The sequence below is a fragment of the Saccharopolyspora cebuensis genome, assembly GCF_039542665.1.
In the GTDB taxonomy this organism is placed as follows: Bacteria; Actinomycetota; Actinomycetes; order Mycobacteriales; family Pseudonocardiaceae; genus Saccharopolyspora; species Saccharopolyspora cebuensis.
Genome location: NZ_BAABII010000002.1, coordinates 148,555 through 163,094, shown reverse-complemented (window position 1 = coordinate 163,094; position 14,540 = coordinate 148,555). Strand labels below are relative to the sequence as shown.

Annotated in this window: 15 protein-coding genes; 7 read left to right on the top strand and 8 right to left on the bottom strand. The window is 71.6% G+C overall.

Features of this window, described 5'->3' with window-relative positions; translation table 11 throughout:
- Positions 1–57: 57 nt before the first annotated feature.
- Positions 58–1,425 carry an RNA 5'-3' helicase PhoH2 gene (phoH2, locus tag ABD976_RS02015; protein ID WP_345356102.1) on the bottom strand — a complete coding sequence of 456 codons (1,368 nt, stop codon included), beginning with the start codon at positions 1,423–1,425 and terminating at the stop codon, positions 58–60.
- A gap of 773 nt (positions 1,426–2,198) precedes the next feature.
- On the opposite strand from phoH2, the gene ABD976_RS02010 reads away from it, so the two are divergent.
- Positions 2,199–2,447, top strand: a complete 249-nt coding sequence (locus tag ABD976_RS02010) for a hypothetical protein (protein WP_345356100.1) — start codon at positions 2,199–2,201, stop codon at positions 2,445–2,447.
- Positions 2,448–2,767: 320 nt separating this feature from the next.
- The gene (locus ABD976_RS02005; protein ID WP_345356097.1) at positions 2,768–3,016 is read left to right on the top strand and encodes a hypothetical protein; all 249 of its coding nucleotides are present in this window, start codon (positions 2,768–2,770) and stop codon (positions 3,014–3,016) included.
- Between the two features lie 61 nt (positions 3,017–3,077).
- Here ABD976_RS02005 and ABD976_RS02000 read toward each other — a convergent pair whose 3' ends face one another.
- Complete coding sequence (locus ABD976_RS02000; RefSeq protein WP_345356095.1) at positions 3,078–3,854, bottom strand: isoprenyl transferase; 777 nt, start codon at positions 3,852–3,854, stop codon at positions 3,078–3,080.
- Positions 3,855–3,963: 109 nt separating this feature from the next.
- On the opposite strand from ABD976_RS02000, the gene trhA reads away from it, so the two are divergent.
- On the top strand, positions 3,964–4,641 hold the full coding sequence (trhA, locus tag ABD976_RS01995) for a PAQR family membrane homeostasis protein TrhA (protein ID WP_369774539.1): 678 nt from the start codon (positions 3,964–3,966) through the stop codon (positions 4,639–4,641).
- Positions 4,642–4,950: 309 nt separating this feature from the next.
- On the opposite strand, the gene ABD976_RS01990 is transcribed toward trhA, so the two are convergent.
- Both ABD976_RS01990 and ABD976_RS01985 read right to left on the bottom strand, forming a co-directional pair.
- Positions 4,951–6,993 (bottom strand): thioredoxin domain-containing protein, encoded by a 2,043-nt coding sequence (locus ABD976_RS01990; RefSeq protein ID WP_345356092.1) that lies wholly within the window; start codon positions 6,991–6,993, stop codon positions 4,951–4,953.
- A 70-nt stretch (positions 6,994–7,063) separates the two neighbouring features.
- A complete protein-coding gene (locus tag ABD976_RS01985) occupies positions 7,064–7,333 on the bottom strand; it encodes a helix-turn-helix transcriptional regulator (protein ID WP_345356089.1) in 270 nt (89 codons plus the stop codon).
- A gap of 86 nt (positions 7,334–7,419) precedes the next feature.
- Here ABD976_RS01985 and map point away from each other — a divergent pair, with 86 nt between their 5' ends.
- Positions 7,420–8,238: a type I methionyl aminopeptidase gene (map, locus tag ABD976_RS01980; RefSeq protein WP_345356086.1), complete on the top strand. Its 819-nt coding sequence runs from the start codon at positions 7,420–7,422 to the stop codon at positions 8,236–8,238.
- A gap of 55 nt (positions 8,239–8,293) precedes the next feature.
- Here map and ABD976_RS01975 read toward each other — a convergent pair whose 3' ends face one another.
- Both ABD976_RS01975 and mca read right to left on the bottom strand, forming a co-directional pair.
- Complete coding sequence (locus ABD976_RS01975; RefSeq protein WP_345356083.1) at positions 8,294–8,635, bottom strand: hypothetical protein; 342 nt, start codon at positions 8,633–8,635, stop codon at positions 8,294–8,296.
- Positions 8,632–9,513, bottom strand: a complete 882-nt coding sequence (mca, locus tag ABD976_RS01970; protein ID WP_345356080.1) for a mycothiol conjugate amidase Mca — start codon at positions 9,511–9,513, stop codon at positions 8,632–8,634. The genes ABD976_RS01975 and mca overlap by 4 nt, the downstream gene beginning before the upstream one ends.
- Before the next feature lie 238 nt (positions 9,514–9,751).
- Here mca and ABD976_RS01965 point away from each other — a divergent pair, with 238 nt between their 5' ends.
- A complete protein-coding gene (locus tag ABD976_RS01965) occupies positions 9,752–10,192 on the top strand; it encodes a DUF4307 domain-containing protein (RefSeq protein ID WP_345356077.1) in 441 nt (146 codons plus the stop codon).
- A 184-nt stretch (positions 10,193–10,376) separates the two neighbouring features.
- Positions 10,377–10,865 carry a transcription elongation factor GreA gene (greA, locus tag ABD976_RS01960; RefSeq protein ID WP_345356074.1) on the top strand — a complete coding sequence of 163 codons (489 nt, stop codon included), beginning with the start codon at positions 10,377–10,379 and terminating at the stop codon, positions 10,863–10,865.
- A gap of 337 nt (positions 10,866–11,202) precedes the next feature.
- On the opposite strand, the gene ABD976_RS01955 is transcribed toward greA, so the two are convergent.
- The gene (locus ABD976_RS01955) at positions 11,203–11,691 is read right to left on the bottom strand and encodes an Lrp/AsnC family transcriptional regulator (RefSeq protein WP_369774540.1); all 489 of its coding nucleotides are present in this window, start codon (positions 11,689–11,691) and stop codon (positions 11,203–11,205) included.
- 197 nt (positions 11,692–11,888) lie between these two features.
- Here ABD976_RS01955 and hppD point away from each other — a divergent pair, with 197 nt between their 5' ends.
- The gene (gene hppD, locus ABD976_RS01950; RefSeq protein WP_345356480.1) at positions 11,889–13,034 is read left to right on the top strand and encodes a 4-hydroxyphenylpyruvate dioxygenase; all 1,146 of its coding nucleotides are present in this window, start codon (positions 11,889–11,891) and stop codon (positions 13,032–13,034) included.
- Positions 13,035–13,256: 222 nt separating this feature from the next.
- Here the strand turns inward: hppD and ilvA are convergent, their stop codons facing one another.
- Positions 13,257–14,468 carry a threonine ammonia-lyase gene (gene ilvA / locus ABD976_RS01945; protein WP_345356068.1) on the bottom strand — a complete coding sequence of 404 codons (1,212 nt, stop codon included), beginning with the start codon at positions 14,466–14,468 and terminating at the stop codon, positions 13,257–13,259.
- Positions 14,469–14,540: the final 72 nt, after the last annotated feature.

Sequence of the window (14,540 nt, the reverse complement as noted above, 5' to 3'; positions counted from 1 at the left end):
GAAGCCCGGTGGGGTTCCGCCACCGGCACCGCCCCGCCACGGGACCACCGCACATCCCTAAGCGATGAAGTCGCCTTCGAGCAGTTCCGTCACCAGCGCCGCGATCGGCGAGCGCTCCGAGCGGGTGAGCGTGACGTGGGCGAACAGCGGGTGCCCCTTGAGCTTCTCGATCACCGCCGCGACCCCGTCGTGCCTGCCCACCCGGAGGTTGTCGCGCTGGGCGACGTCGTGGGTGAGCACCACGCGGGAGTTCGCGCCGAGCCGGGACAGCACGGTGAGCAGGACGTTGCGCTCCAGCGACTGCGCCTCGTCGACGATCACGTAGGAGTCGTGCAGCGAACGGCCCCGGATGTGGGTCAGCGGGAGCACCTCGAGCATCCCCCGGTCCATCACCTCGTCGAGGACGTTCTCGCTGCACATGGCGCCGAGGGTGTCGAAGACCGCCTGCGCCCAGGGCTGCATCTTCTCGTTCTCGGTGCCGGGGAGGTAGCCGAGCTCCTGACCGCCGACCGCGTAGACCGGCCGGAACACCACGACCTTGCGGTGCTGCTGGCGTTCGAGCACCGCCTCCAGTCCCGCGCACAGCGCGAGCGCCGACTTGCCGGTGCCCGCCCGGCCGCCGAGCGAGATGATCCCGACCTCGGGGTCCAGCAGCAGGTCCAGCGCGATCCGCTGCTCCGCCGAGCGCCCGTGCAGGCCGAACGCCTCCCGGTCGCCGCGCACCAGCCGCACCTGCTTGTCCGCGGTGACCCGGCCGAGCGCGCTCTGCGTTCCGGCCAGCAGCCGGACGCCGGTGTTGGCGGGCAGTTCGCGGGCCTCGTCGAGATCGGCGACCCCGTCCTTGAACAGCACGTCGACCGAGCCCGGGGGCACGTCGACGTCGGCCATCCCGGTCCACCCGGAGGACACCACGTCCTGCGCCCGGTACTCCTCCGCGTCCAGCGCCACCGCGGCCGCCTTGACCCGCAGCGGCATGTCCTTGGTGACCAGGGTGACCCGGTGGCCGTCGGCGGACAGGTTCAGCGCGCAGGCCAGGATGCGGGCGTCGTTGGAGTCGGCGCGGAAGCCCGGCGGGAGGACCTGCTGGTCGGAGTGGTTGAGCTCGACCTGCAGGCTGCCGCCCTCGGCCGCCACCGGGACCGGGGTGTCCAGCCGCCCGTGGCGGAGTCTGAGGTCGTCGAGCGCGCGGAGGGCCTCGCGGGCGAACCACCCGAGTTCGGGGTGGTGGCGCTTGGCCTCGAGTTCACCGACCACCACCACGGGGAGCACCACGCGGTGCTCGGCGAAACGGGTCATCGCCCACGGATCGGACAGCAGCACCGAGGTGTCGAGGACGTACGTGCGGACCTCGGTCTCAGCACCAGCGACGGCAGCGGTCTCCGGCTGAACGGGGTCCGCGTGCGGCTGGGAACGTCGTGCGGTCACGGCTACTCCCTCGCGGGCGTGGCGAGCACACCCGCTCGTCGGCGGGCCGGGCCTGCCCCGCCGCGCCCGGGCCGGACCGGAGTCCGCCGGGGGCGACGTGAGGGCCGCGCACCGGCCCCCCGCGACCACGGTGGACGTTCTGGCGTCCGCTCCGGCCAACAGCCACGGTCAGGGCCTCCCCGGACGGGCCGCTTACGGAACTGGACGACCCGTCACCGCGCACGCTACCTGCGTGATCGGCGGGAGGCAGGCGACCACACAGGTGATTCAGCGGATCGTCGCTCGCGCGTCACCTCGTGGCGCTCCCGCCCTGATCAGGGACTTGCCGCGGTGGTGCGGACCGGTCCGGGCGGCCATCGGGAGGAGCAGCCGAGCAGGTCAGCGGGGTCCGCCCGGGCGGGAGCGGGCGCGCCGCCGTCAAGCACGAGCGGTGATCAATCGGTCGGCTGAACGAGTGATCCTCCCGCACGAAAGAATGGTCCGACGATCACGGTGGAGAAAATCGCGTCCGGCCGGAAGTTCATCCGTTGGCCGGGTTCGGCGGACCGCCGAACGGCAATTCCGGAAACAGCGCCGCGACCCGCTCTTTTTGCCGTCGCAACGAAATCCGACCGGCCTCATCGAATATTACACACAATGGTGTTACTGAGCTGTCTTCTCGTTGGTCTTCTTCGCTATGTTTTCGCCCGGGTGCTTCCCTCAGCGAACCCTTGGTGTTCTCACCGAGCGGCGATCGCACTCAATCTCCGTCCCAAGAACAAGGAGTTACTCACGTGCTGAAGAAGGCCGCCATCCTCACCGGCGCCACCGCCGGCCTGCTCGCCCTGGCCCCGATGGCCCACGCCGACAGCGCGGGCAACGACGGCATCAACGCGCTGAACGACAACAACGTGAACTTGCTGCCGATCAACGCGTGCGGCAACAACGTCGCGGCGCTCATCGGCGTCATCGTGCCGATCGCCTCGCCGCAGGCCTCCGACTGCAACAACTCGGCGATCGTGGACCACCCGCACGTCGACTGACCTGGTTCGGTCGCACTGCGGACCACCGCCTCATCGAGGTGGTACCGCGCAGCGGGGCGCCGGTTCGGTCCGGCGCCCCGTCACGCGCACAGTCGCGCGCACAGTCGCGCACAGCGGGAGCGCTGAATTTTTCCCGGTCGCCTTTTCGATCCCGCGACCGGCAATGATGTGATCGTCGATCATACGACAGTGGTAATCGCTGCGGCGAACCGGCGTGGCGGCGGTGGCGCATCGACCCTTTCGCGGTCGAATGCCCGCCACCGCGAGCCTTCCCTCGACGCGCCGGACGAGGACGCCGCGGCAATCGAAGGAGGAACCGAATGCTGAAGAAGGCCGCGATCGTCGGTGGCGCCGCCGCCGGCATGCTCGCGCTCGCCCCGATGGCCCACGCCGACAGCGCGGGCAACGACGGCGTCAACATCCTGAACGACCTCAACATCAACGCGGTGCCGATCAACCTGTGCGGCAACAACGTCGCGATCCTGGGCGTCATCGTGCCGGTCGCCTCGCCGCAGACCAGCGACTGCAACAACTCGCCGATCGTGGACCACCCGCACGTGGACAAGTGATCCGCTGATCCAGCGCGGGGGCCGGGCCGATCGTGGTCCGGCCCCCGCGCTGCCGTCCGCGCTACCCGCCGAAGCGCCGGTGCCGCACCGCGTAGTCGCGGAGCGCGCGCAGGAAGTCGACCTGCCGGAACGCGGGCCAGTACGCCTCGCAGAACCAGAACTCCGAGTGCGCCGACTGCCACAGCATGAAACCGGACAGCCGCTGCTCCCCGGAGGTGCGGATCACCAGGTCGGGGTCCGGCTGGCCCGAGGTGTAGAGGTGTTCGGCGATGTGGTCGACGGTGAGCACCTCGGCGAGCTCCTCGATGGTCGTGCCCGCCTCGGCGTGCCGCTGGAGCAGCTTGCGGACCGCGTCGGCGATCTCCCGCCGACCGCCGTACCCGACCGCCACGTTGACCTGCATCCCGCCGCGGCCCTCGGTGCGCAGCGCGGCGGCCGACAACCGGGCGGCGGTCTCGGTGGGCAGCAGGTCCAGCGCACCCACGATGCGCACCCGCCACGGCTTGGCCGGACCGGTCAGCTCGTCGACCACCCCGCTGATGATCTCCAGCAGCGCCTTGAGCTCGTCGCTGCTGCGGCTGAGGTTGTCGGTGGACAGCAGCCACAGCGTGACCACTTCCACGTTGGCCTGCTCGCACCAGCCGAGCATCTCGGCGATCTTGCGGGCGCCCGCGCGGTGCCCGTAGGCCGCCTCCAGACCGGCTTCCTTCGCCCATCTGCGGTTGCCGTCGAGGATGACCCCGACGTGGCGCGGGTGCTGCAAGCCGTCGAGCTTGCGGCGCAGCCGCCGCTCGTAGATGTCGAGGATGAACTCCCGGAGCCGAACCTTGAGCGTCACGCTCGACGAGAGTACGCCGACCTGCTCGGGCGGCGAATTCCTCCCTGGCCCAACCGGTTACGACGAAGGTCACCCGCGCCCCGACCTACGGTCCCGTAACCTCGGGGGTGTGACTAGCGCCCTGTCGGCCCGCCGCGCCACCGCCTTCGTCAAGCCGAGGATGCGCGGGTGGATCCACCTGTGGTCCCTCGTCGTCTCCGTGATCGCGGGCGCCACGCTGATCGCGCTGGCCGCCGCGACCGTGTCGGGCGAAGCGGCGCTCGGCACCTCGATCTACGTGGCCACCGTGCTCGGCCTGTTCGGCGTGAGCGCCCTGTACCACCGCAAGACGTGGAACACCCTCGGCGCCCGGACCTGGATGCGCCGGCTCGACCACTCGATGATCTTCCTGTTCATCGCGGGCACCTACACCCCGCTGGCCATGCTCTCGATGCAGCCGACGACCGGTGCGCTGGTCCTGGCGGTGGTCTGGGGCGGCGCCCTCGGCGGTGTGGTGCTCAAGCTGGCCTGGCCCAACGCGCCCCGCTGGGTGGGCGTGCCCGTCTACATCGCGCTCGGCTGGGTCGCCGTGTTCGTGCTGCCCGACCTCCTGCACAACGCCGGGGTCGCGGTCCTGGTGCTGCTGCTGGTCGGCGGCGTGCTCTACACCGCGGGCGCGGTGTTCTACGCCACCCGCTGGCCGGACCCCTGGCCGAAGACCTTCGGCTACCACGAGTTCTTCCACTCGACGGTCTCGCTCGCCGCGTTGTGCCACCACATCGCCATCTGGCTCGCGCTCTACGCCTGAGCGCCGCGGACCGGGCCGAGCGCGGGCACCCGCATCCGACATGGCCGGATGAAGGTGCCCCTCACCCAGGGGCCTTTTCAGAATGCGGCGGAGCCGCATGCGGTGCGGCCGTCAACCGGCACCGCCGCCCGTGCTCGGACGTGACCGCTCAGCGGTCTTCTCGCGAGGACAGCCGTGACGCCGTGTACGTCGTTGGTACATCAGGAGCGGCTCCCGGAGCGAGGGGACCGCTGAGGTTCCGCCACCCGCACCGCCACGCAGGCCATTCTGAAACAGGTTCTCGGGTACCGAACGGATGGCGGGGCGGGCTCAGGTCTCCGCCGGGCGGCGGAGGGCGCTGACCAGCTCCTCGACGTCGGTGACCGGCCGGTCGCACACGTAGCCCCGGCAGACGTAGGCGGCGGCGCTGCCGTCGACCAGCGGCCGGTCGGCCAGCAGCGGGACGCCCGGCGCCTCCGGGTCGGCGGCCAGCACCACGGCACCGCCCGGGGCGTCCCGGTGCGCGGCGGCCAGCAGGTCGGCGCGGTGCGAGTCGCCCGCGGGGCCGGCGATGGCGATCTGCAGCGGACCGTGCTCGCGGGCTTCGGCGGCGGCCATCCAGTGCCCGGCGAAGCGCGGCGCGCGCTGGGCGATCAACCCGGCCCGGGACAACGCCTGCTCGGCGGCCTCGCGGTAGCGGTGCGCGGCGTGCGGCCCGGCCAGCGCGGCGGCCGTGATCAGCGCCGAGGTGACCGCCGAGGCGCCGGACGGGCTGGCGTTGTCGGTCGGGTCGGAGGGCCTGCGCACCAGCGCCTCGGCGTCGGAGGCGGTGTCGTGGAAGCCGCCGGGTGCCTCGGCGTCGGCGAACAGCTCCAGCGCGGTGTCCAGCGACCCGCAGGCGGCGTCGAGCCAGCGCGGGGCGCCGGTCGCCTGGTGCAGGGCGAGCAGCCCCTCCGCGAGGCAGCCGTAGTCGTCGAGCACGCCGGCCGCGGTGCCGACCACCCCGAGCCGGGAGGTGCGGCGCAACCGGCCGTCCACCAGGTGCAGGTCGAGCAGCAGCTCGGCGGTGCGCTCGGCGGCGGCGAGCCACTCCGGCTCGTCGAGCGCGGCGGCGGCCTCGACCAGCGCGACGATCGCCAGCCCGTTCCACGCGGTGACGACCTTGTCGTCCACGCCGGGCTGCGGGCGGCGCACCCGCGCGTCGAGCAGCGCCTCCCGGATCCGCTGGAAGCGCGCCGGATCGTCCGGGTCGCGGACCAGCCGCAGCGTCGAACTGCCCTGCTCGAAGGTGCCGGCCTCGGTGACGCCGAACACCTGGGCGGCCCAGTCGGCGTCTTCGGCGCCGAGCACCTCGCGGAGCTGGCCGGGGGTCCAGACGTAGGTCAGGCCCTCGACGCCTTCGGTGTCGGCGTCCAGCGAAGCGGCGAACCCGCCTTCCGGGGTCCGCAGGTCGGTGAGCAGGAACCCGGCGGTCTCGCGGGTGACCCGCTGGGCCAGGGCCGGTTCGGCGCTCACCCGGCCCAGGTGGGCGTAGGCGCGCAGCAGCAGCGCGTTGTCGTAGAGCATCTTCTCGAAGTGCGGCACCACCCACGCCGCGTCGACGCTGTACCGCGCGAACCCGCCGGCGAGCTGGTCGTAGATGCCGCCCCGGGCCATCGCGACGCAGCACCCCTCGGCCAGTTCCAGCGCGGTGCGGCCGCTGCCCGGCGCGGCGGTGCGCTCGTGGTGGCGCAGCAGGAACTCCAGCACCATCGACGGCGGGAACTTCGGGGCGTCGCCGAACCCGCCGTGCGCGGCGTCGAACTCGCCGTGCAACCGGGACACCGCATCGGCCAGCACCGGGTGGTCCAGGGTGGATTCGGGCAGCTGCGGGCGCTGCTCGGCGAGGTGGCCCACCACCTTCGCGGCGGCGTCGCGGACCTCGTCGCCGCGCTCGGCCCAGGCGTCCCGCGCGGCCGCGAGGAGCTGCTGGAACGACGGCATCCCCTGCATCGGCCGGACCGGGAAGTAGGTGCCGCAGTGGAACGGCGCGCCGTCCGGGGTGAGGATGCAGGTCATCGGCCATCCCGCCTGCCCGGTCATGGCCTGGGTGGCCTCCAGGTAGACGGCGTCGATGTCCGGGCGTTCCTCCCGGTCGACCTTGATGTTGACGAAGCCCTCGTTCATCATCCGGGCCGTCTCCGGGTCCTCGAACGACTCGTGGGCCATCACGTGGCACCAGTGGCACGCCGCGTAGCCGACCGACAGCAGGACGGGGACATCGCGCCGTCGCGCCTCCTCGAACGCCTCCGGGCACCACGGCCACCAGTCGACCGGGTTGTCGGCGTGCTGGAGGAGGTACGGGCTCGTCGCGTCAGCCAGCCGGTTCGCCATGCCCCCCAGTCTGGCACCGCGGCGGCGCCGCCTCGACCGCTACGGCCGCCGACCGGGTCCTCCGGGGCGGCTACGAGACCGCTTCGAGCGGGAGGTCGCTGCCGCGCCAGGCGGCTGCCAGGTCCTGCACCGGCAGGTCGAGCGCCTCGCCGAGGCGGACGATCGTGCCGAAACCGGGAGCGGGCAGCCGCCCGGTCTCGATCTTGCGCAGGGTTTCCGGCGAGACGCCGGCCGCGTGCGCGACCTCCGCCAGGTCGCGTCCCGCTCGCGCGCGGCGCAGCAGGGCGCCGAGACGCCTGCCTGCTTCGATCTGCTCCGGGGTGAGCGGTTGGCGGACCATGCCCTCAGCGTAGAGCTGGTATTACTATACCGGCAAGTGCTAGAGTGCCGGTATAGTAATACCACCACTCAGGACGCGAGGTATTCGTGATCGAGCTGAAGACGCCGGCGGAAATCCAGCGCATGCACGTGGCCGGGCGGTTCGTCGCCGAGGTGCTCACCGAGGTCGGCAGGCTCGCCGACGTGGGGGTCAACCTCCTGGAGCTGGAGCACCACGTGCGCGGCATGATCGAACGGCGCGGGGCCGAGTCCTGCTACTGGGACTACTCCCCGTCCTTCGGCAAGGGACCGTTCCGCAACGTCATCTGCCTCTCGGTCAACGACGCCGTCCTGCACGGCCTGCCGCACGACTACGCGCTGCGCGACGGCGACGTGCTCAGCGCGGACATCGCGGTGAGCATCGACGGCTGGGTGGCCGACTCGGCGCGCACGGTCGTCGTCGGCACCGCCGCCGAGGAGGACCTGCGGATCGTCCGCGCCACCGAGGAAGCGCTGGAGGCGGCGATCGAGGCGGCCCGCCCGGGCAACCGCCTGGGTGACATCTCGGCGGCGATCTGGGCGGTGGCCTGCGACTACGGCTACCCGGTCAACACCGAGTTCGGCGGTCACGGCATCGGCCGCACCATGCACGAGGAGCTCCACGTCGCCAACAAGGGCCGACCGGGCCGCGGGCCGGCGCTCCGACCGGGCCTGACCCTCGCGCTCGAACCCTGGTTCGCCCGCACGACCGACCGGATCACCTACGACGCCGACGGCTGGACCATCCGGTCGGCCGACGGCTCGCGCACCGCCCACTCCGAGCACACCGTCGCCATCACCGAGGACGGTCCCCTGGTGCTCACCCGGCGCGAGCCGGAGGACCCCGCGACGAGGGGCGCCGGTCGGCTCGCCGCGCAGGACGCCTAGCGCGCGCCGCGGCGGCGGACGACCAGCCCGCCGCCGCGGCGCTCGAAGCGGTGAGCTAGGACTTGGCCGGACCGTCGCCCGCGGAGTCGCCGGGCGGACCGCTCTCGGCCTTCGCGAGCTCCTCGGCTTCCGCCTCCTCGCGGGCGGCCCGCGCGGCCTCCGCGCGCTTGACCCGGGCCGGGGCCGCTGCCGCGGCCTTGTCCTGGTCGAAGGCGACCGGCAGCTTTTTGAGGTGCTTGGTCATCGACCGGACCAGGAGCACCACGGCGATCCCGAAGACCACCAGCAGCAGCAGACCGACCGGCGAGGACTTGCCGAAGTCCTGCCCCTGCCCGCCGGTGTCCTGGTCCGGCCCGAGGTACTGGGCGACGAAGTACGTGACCTCACCGGTGCTCATGCGCACACCTTCTCATCCACCCCGGAGAACAGGTCGTCCTCGGGCATCGTGGTGTCGACCAGCGAGCGGACCAGCTCGTAGTCCTCGGTCGGCCAGAGATCGCGCTGGATGTCCAGCGGCACCGCGAACCAGCGGCTGTTCGGGTCGATCTGGGTGGCGTGCGCCCGCAGCGCGTCGTCGCGCTGGTCGAAGTACTCGCCGCACGGCACCCGCGTGGTGACCCGGTCGTCCGGGTCGGGCCGCGACTCGTCCCACCGGCCCAGCCACTCGGCGAACGGGGACTCCATCCCGCGCTCCACCAGCGCGTCGTGGAACAGCTTGAACCGCTGCCGCGAGAACCCGTGCGAGTAGTACAGCTTCAGCGGCTGCCACGGCTCGCCCGCGTCCTGGTAGAGCTCCGGATCGCCCGCGGCGTCGAACGCCGCCATCGAGACCTCGTGGCACCGGATGTGGTCCGGGTGCGGGTACCCGCCGTTCTCGTCGTAGGTGATCACCACGTGCGGCTTGAACTCGCGCATCACCGCGACCAGTTCGCGGGTGGGCAGCTCCACCGGCACGGTCGCGAAGCAGCCCTCCGGCAGCGGGGGCAGCGGATCCCCCTCCGGCAGGCCGGAGTCGACGAAGCCCAGCCACCGGTGCTGGACGCCGAGGATCCGGGCCGCCTCGGCCATTTCGGCCCGCCGGATCTCCGGCATGTCGGCCAGCACGTCCGGCCGGTCCATCGCCGGGTTGAGGATGCTGCCCGCTTCACCGCCCGTGCAGGTGACCACCATCACGTCGTGGCCCTCGGCCACGTACCGGGCGGTGGTCGCGGCCCCCTTGCTGGACTCGTCATCCGGATGCGCGTGCACCGTCATCAGACGCAGCTTGTCCGCCATCGCGCGGTCGTCCTTCCCGCTTGCAGCATCTTCTCGACTCGGATCGGCCCCCGCGTGCGGGCCGCAAGACACCCCGGGGATACTCAACGTGGATGTCGGGTCCGATTGTTCCCCACGCCCCATTGTGGCTCCGGGTCCGACGTCCTCGGCGCCAGCCCCCGCGTCGGCGGACCGGTCGAGGCGAGGGCGTGCCGGAGTTCACACCAGCACGGGACATCGTCGGAAGGCTGTCGAGCCGGTGACGCACCAGCCATTACCCGAGGGCCGGTACGGCTCGCGCGCTCGAGCGCGAACGCCGCGGCCGGGACTGCGGTGGCTGTTCGGCGCGCTCGCCGCGGTCGTCCTCGTCGGTGCCTCGGTGATCGGCTACCAGAACCTCGGCAGCGCACCGGTCGAGGGCGAGCACGTGGCCTACGACATCGTCGACGACCGGCACGTGCGGATCACCCTGGAAGTGCGCCGCGACGAGCCGCAGCGGCCGGCGGCGTGCGTCGTCCGGGCCCGCGAGAAGTCCGGCGCCGAAGTCGGCCGCGGCGAGGTCTTCATCCCACCGGCCGACGGGACCGTCCGCCACGACGTGGTGCTCCGCACCTCGGCCCCTCCAGGCACCGGGGAGGTGTACGGCTGCACATACAAGGTTCCTGAATATTTGTCCACTCCCTCGCGGCCGATTGGGTGAAGACTGCCTTACCACGCCGGGCATCGAGGAAATTCCGGGCCCGGACGTGGTGATTCGTGTTATCGTCGATGCCAGCACGGCCCCGGGGCGGGCCGTGTTTTTCCGTTCCCAGCCGTCGCTGCGCGCGAGGAACGCTGTTGGCCCGCGGTAGGCGCGGAGCCTCCGTCGACGAGGAGTGGTGACCGTGAGCGAGACCCAGGTGACCTGGCTGACCCAGGATGCTTTCGAGCGGCTCAAGACTGAGCTGGACGAGCTCGTGGCCAACCGCCCGGTGATCGCCGCGAAGATCAACGACGCCCGCGAGGAAGGCGATCTGCGGGAGAACGGCGGGTACCACGCCGCGCGCGAGGAGCAGGCCCAGGTCGAGGGCCGCATCCGCCAGCTCCAGGAGCTGCTGCGGACCGCGCAGGTCGGCGACGTGCCCACCGAGTCCGGCGTCGCCATGCCCGGTTCGGTGCTGACCGTCCGCTACGACGACGAGGACGACACCGAGAAGTTCCTGCTCGCCAACCGCGAGGAAGGCGCGCACGGCGACATCGAGGTCTACTCGCCGGAGTCCCCGCTGGGCAAGGCCCTGCTCGACGCCAAGGAAGGCGAGACCAGGGAGTACGAGCTGCCGAACGGGGGGACCATGAAGGTCACCCTCGTCAAGGCCGAGCCTTTTTCTCTGTGATTCTCGCTGCCGCTTGCGTAGGGGTGCCGGTGGCGGAACCTCAGCGGCCTTCTCGCTCCGGGCGCCCTTCTTGATGTATGCCCATACACGGCATCAGGGCGTCCTCGCGAGAAGGCCGCTGAGAACCCGCGGCGGTGCCAGCTGCGAGGGTGGGGCAAGGCGGAAGCGGCTTTCGCCGCTTGCCTGACGGTGGTTGCGTTTGGCGTGTGCGTGGGTGCTTTGCCTTCGGCCTCCGGTTAGGTGGCTAGCGCCGTGGCCACGTCTTGGTGCCGTTGTTCTTGGTGCCGTTGGTTCTTGGTGCGGGTGCTCGGGTTTCGGGTGCCCGCACCGTTGTGCCTCAGCCCTGTTCGGCGAGGCGGACCAGGAGTGGTCGGACCCGGGGTGGGACCGGGGTGGACAGCGCGATGGACGTCGAGGTGCGGCGCACCTCGGGGACCGCGACCACCTCGTCGATCACCCGTTGCAGGTCGGCGTTGGAGCGGGCCACCATCCGGACGAACAGGTCGCCCTGCCCGGTGGTGGCGTGCACCTCGCAGACCTCGTCGATCACCGCCAGCCGTTCGGCCACCGCGGCCCGCTTGCCCTGGGCGATCTCCAGCGTCGCGAACGCGGTGAGCCCGAAGCCCATCGCGACCAGGTCCAGCTCCGGCGGGAAGCCGCGCAGCACGCCGCGCTCGCTCATCCGGTCCAACCGGGCCTGCACCGTGCCGCGCGCCACACCGAGGCGCCGCGAGCACTCCAGCACGCCGAGCCTGGGTTCGTCGGCGAGCAACAGCAGCAGCCGGGCGTCCAGCGCGTCGAGCCCGTTCGCGGCCACGGGCGCCACCTCCTGTTCATCCTGACCTGCTCAGGTCGGCCCAACCGCCCCCATGCTGAACAATCTGCGCAGCCGAAGCAACGTCTGTTGCTCAAGGTGCCCTACCGCGCGACCCTGTCGCCACCGCAAGCGGCGACACTCGGGAGGACATCGTGACCGGCACCGTCAACCAGCAGGGCCAGCTCGACGACGTGACCTTCGAACAGATGCAGCGCCTGGTCGGCCTGGTCGAGCACGACGACACGCGCGACCCGTTCCCGGTCAAGGCGCTGGACGCCGTGGTGTTCGTCGTCGGCAACGCCACCCAGAGCGCGCTGTTCTACCAGGTGGCCTTCGGCATGGAGCTGATCGCCTACCACGGTCCGGAGCAGGGCAACCGCGACCACAAGGCGTACGTGCTCAAGTCCGGCTCGGCCCGGTTCGTGCTGCGCGGCGCGGTCGACCCCGCCAGCGAGCTGGCCGACCACCACCGCAGGCACGGCGACGGCGTGGTGGACATCGCCCTGGAGGTCGCCGACGTGGACCGGTGCGTCGAGCACGCGCGCGCCCAGGGCGCGACGGTGCTGGCGGAGCCGCACGAGGTCTCCGACGAGCACGGCACGGTGCGCACGGCCGCCATCGGCACCTACGGCGAGACCCGGCACACCCTGATCGATCGCTCCCGCTACAGCGGCCCCTACCTGCCCGGGTTCGTCGCCGCCCAGGGCGGCTACCGCAAGCCCGCCGACGCGCCGAAGCGGCTGTTCCAGGCGGTCGACCACTGCGTCGGCAACGTCGAGCTCGGCCGGATGGACGAGTGGGTCGCCTTCTACAACCGGGTGATGGGCTTCGTGAACATGGCGGAGTTCGTCGGCGACGACATCGCCACCGAGTACTCCGCGCTGATGAGCAAGGTCGTCGCCAACGGCAACCACCGGGTGAAGTTCCCGCTCAACGAGCCGGCCGAGGGCAAGAAGCGGTCGCAGATCGACGAGTACCTGGACTTCTACGGCGGCGCGGGCTGCCAGCACATCGCGCTGGCCACCGGCGACATCATCGCCACCGTGACCGCGATGCGCGCCAACGGCGTGGAGTTCCTGGCCACGCCCGACACCTACTACGAGGACCCGGAGCTGCGCGCCCGGATCGGCGAGGTGCGGGTGCCGATCGAGACGCTCAAGGAGCACGGCATCCTGGTCGACCGCGACGAGGACGGCTACCTGCTGCAGATCTTCACCAAGCCGATCGGCGACCGGCCCACGGTGTTCTACGAGCTGATCGAGCGGCACGGCTCGCTGGGCTTCGGCAAGGGCAACTTCAAGGCGCTGTTCGAGGCCATCGAGCGCGAACAGGACCTCCGCGGCAACCTCTGACCCGTTCGTGAACTGAGTGAGGGGCACCCTTGCCCAAGTATCTGGGACAAGGGTGCCCCTCACCTACGTCGACAACGGGTGACACCTGTCCGGGGTGGTACCGGTCGACGGCACCCGTTTCACCCGGAAGGGTGGTGAGTGAGGGGCACTTTCGGCCGACTATGCCGGATGGAGGTGCCCCTCACCTGGTTCGGGCGTCACCGGGTGGTGGTCGACTGGGGGTCAGCGGCGTTCGTAGAGGGCGTATCCGGCCGCCTCCAGCCTGGTGGTCACCCGCTCGCGGTGCTCCGGTCCGCGCGTCTCCAAGCTGATCTCCACGTCCACCTCGCCGACCGACAGCGCGCCGGTGACCCGGGAGTGCGCGATGTCGATGACGTTGGCCTCCAGCTCGCCGAGCAGCGACACCAGGCCGCCCAGCGAGCCCGGCCGGTCCGGCAGCCGCAGCCGCAGCGACAGGTACCGCCCCGCCGAGCTCATCCCGTGCTGCACGAGCTGGAGCAGCAGCAGCGGGTCGATGTTGCCGCCGGAGAGCACCGACACGATCGGGCCCCGGAACCGGTCCGGGTGCGCCAGCAGCGCGGCGACGGCCGCCACGCCCGCCGGCTCGACGACGAGCTTCGCCCGTTCCAGGCAGAGCAGCATCGCCCGGGACAACTGCTCCTCGCTGACCGTGATGACCTCGTCGACCTGCTTCTCGACGTGCGCGTAGGGCAGCGCGCCGGGCTCGGCCACGGCGATCCCGTCGGCCATGGTCTGCGCCTCGCGCAGCCGCACCGGGCGTCCCGCGGTCAGCGAGTCCGGCCAGGCGGCGGCCTGCTCGGCCTGCACCGCCACCACCGCGACGTCCGGGTGCTCCTCCTTGATCGCCGCGGCCACGCCCGCGACCAGCCCACCGCCGCCGGTGGGCACCAGCACCGTCCGGGCCTGCGGGAGCTGCGCCATGATCTCGGTGCCGACGGTGCCCTGCCCCGCCACGATGTCCGGGTGGTCGAAGGGGTGGATGAACTCGGCCCCGGTGCGCTCGGCGTGCTCCCGCGCCGCCGCGAGCGATTCCTCCAGCACGGCGCCGCGCAGCACCACCTCGGCGCCGTAACCGGCGGTGGCCGCCAGCTTCGGCAGCGCGACCCGCTCTGGCATGTAGACGGTGGCGTGGATGCCGAGCAGCTGGGCCGCGAGGGCGACGCCTTGGGCGTGGTTGCCCGCGCTGGCCGCGACGACCCCGGCGGCGCGCTGCTCCTCGGACAGCCCGAGCAGCCGGAGGTAGGCGCCGCGCAGCTTGAACGACCCGGTGCGCTGGAGGTTCTCGCACTTCAGGTGGACTTCGGCGGCGCAGAGCTCGCCCAGCACGCGGGAATGCTCCAGCGGGGTGACCCGCGTGATCCCGGTCAGCTTCGCCTGGGCGGCGCGGACGTCGTTCCCCTCGATCAACCGCATTCGTCCATCGTGCCACCGCGAACGCCGAGCGACGCGCGCGGCGGCCCGGGTACGCTGGCGAAAACCGACACC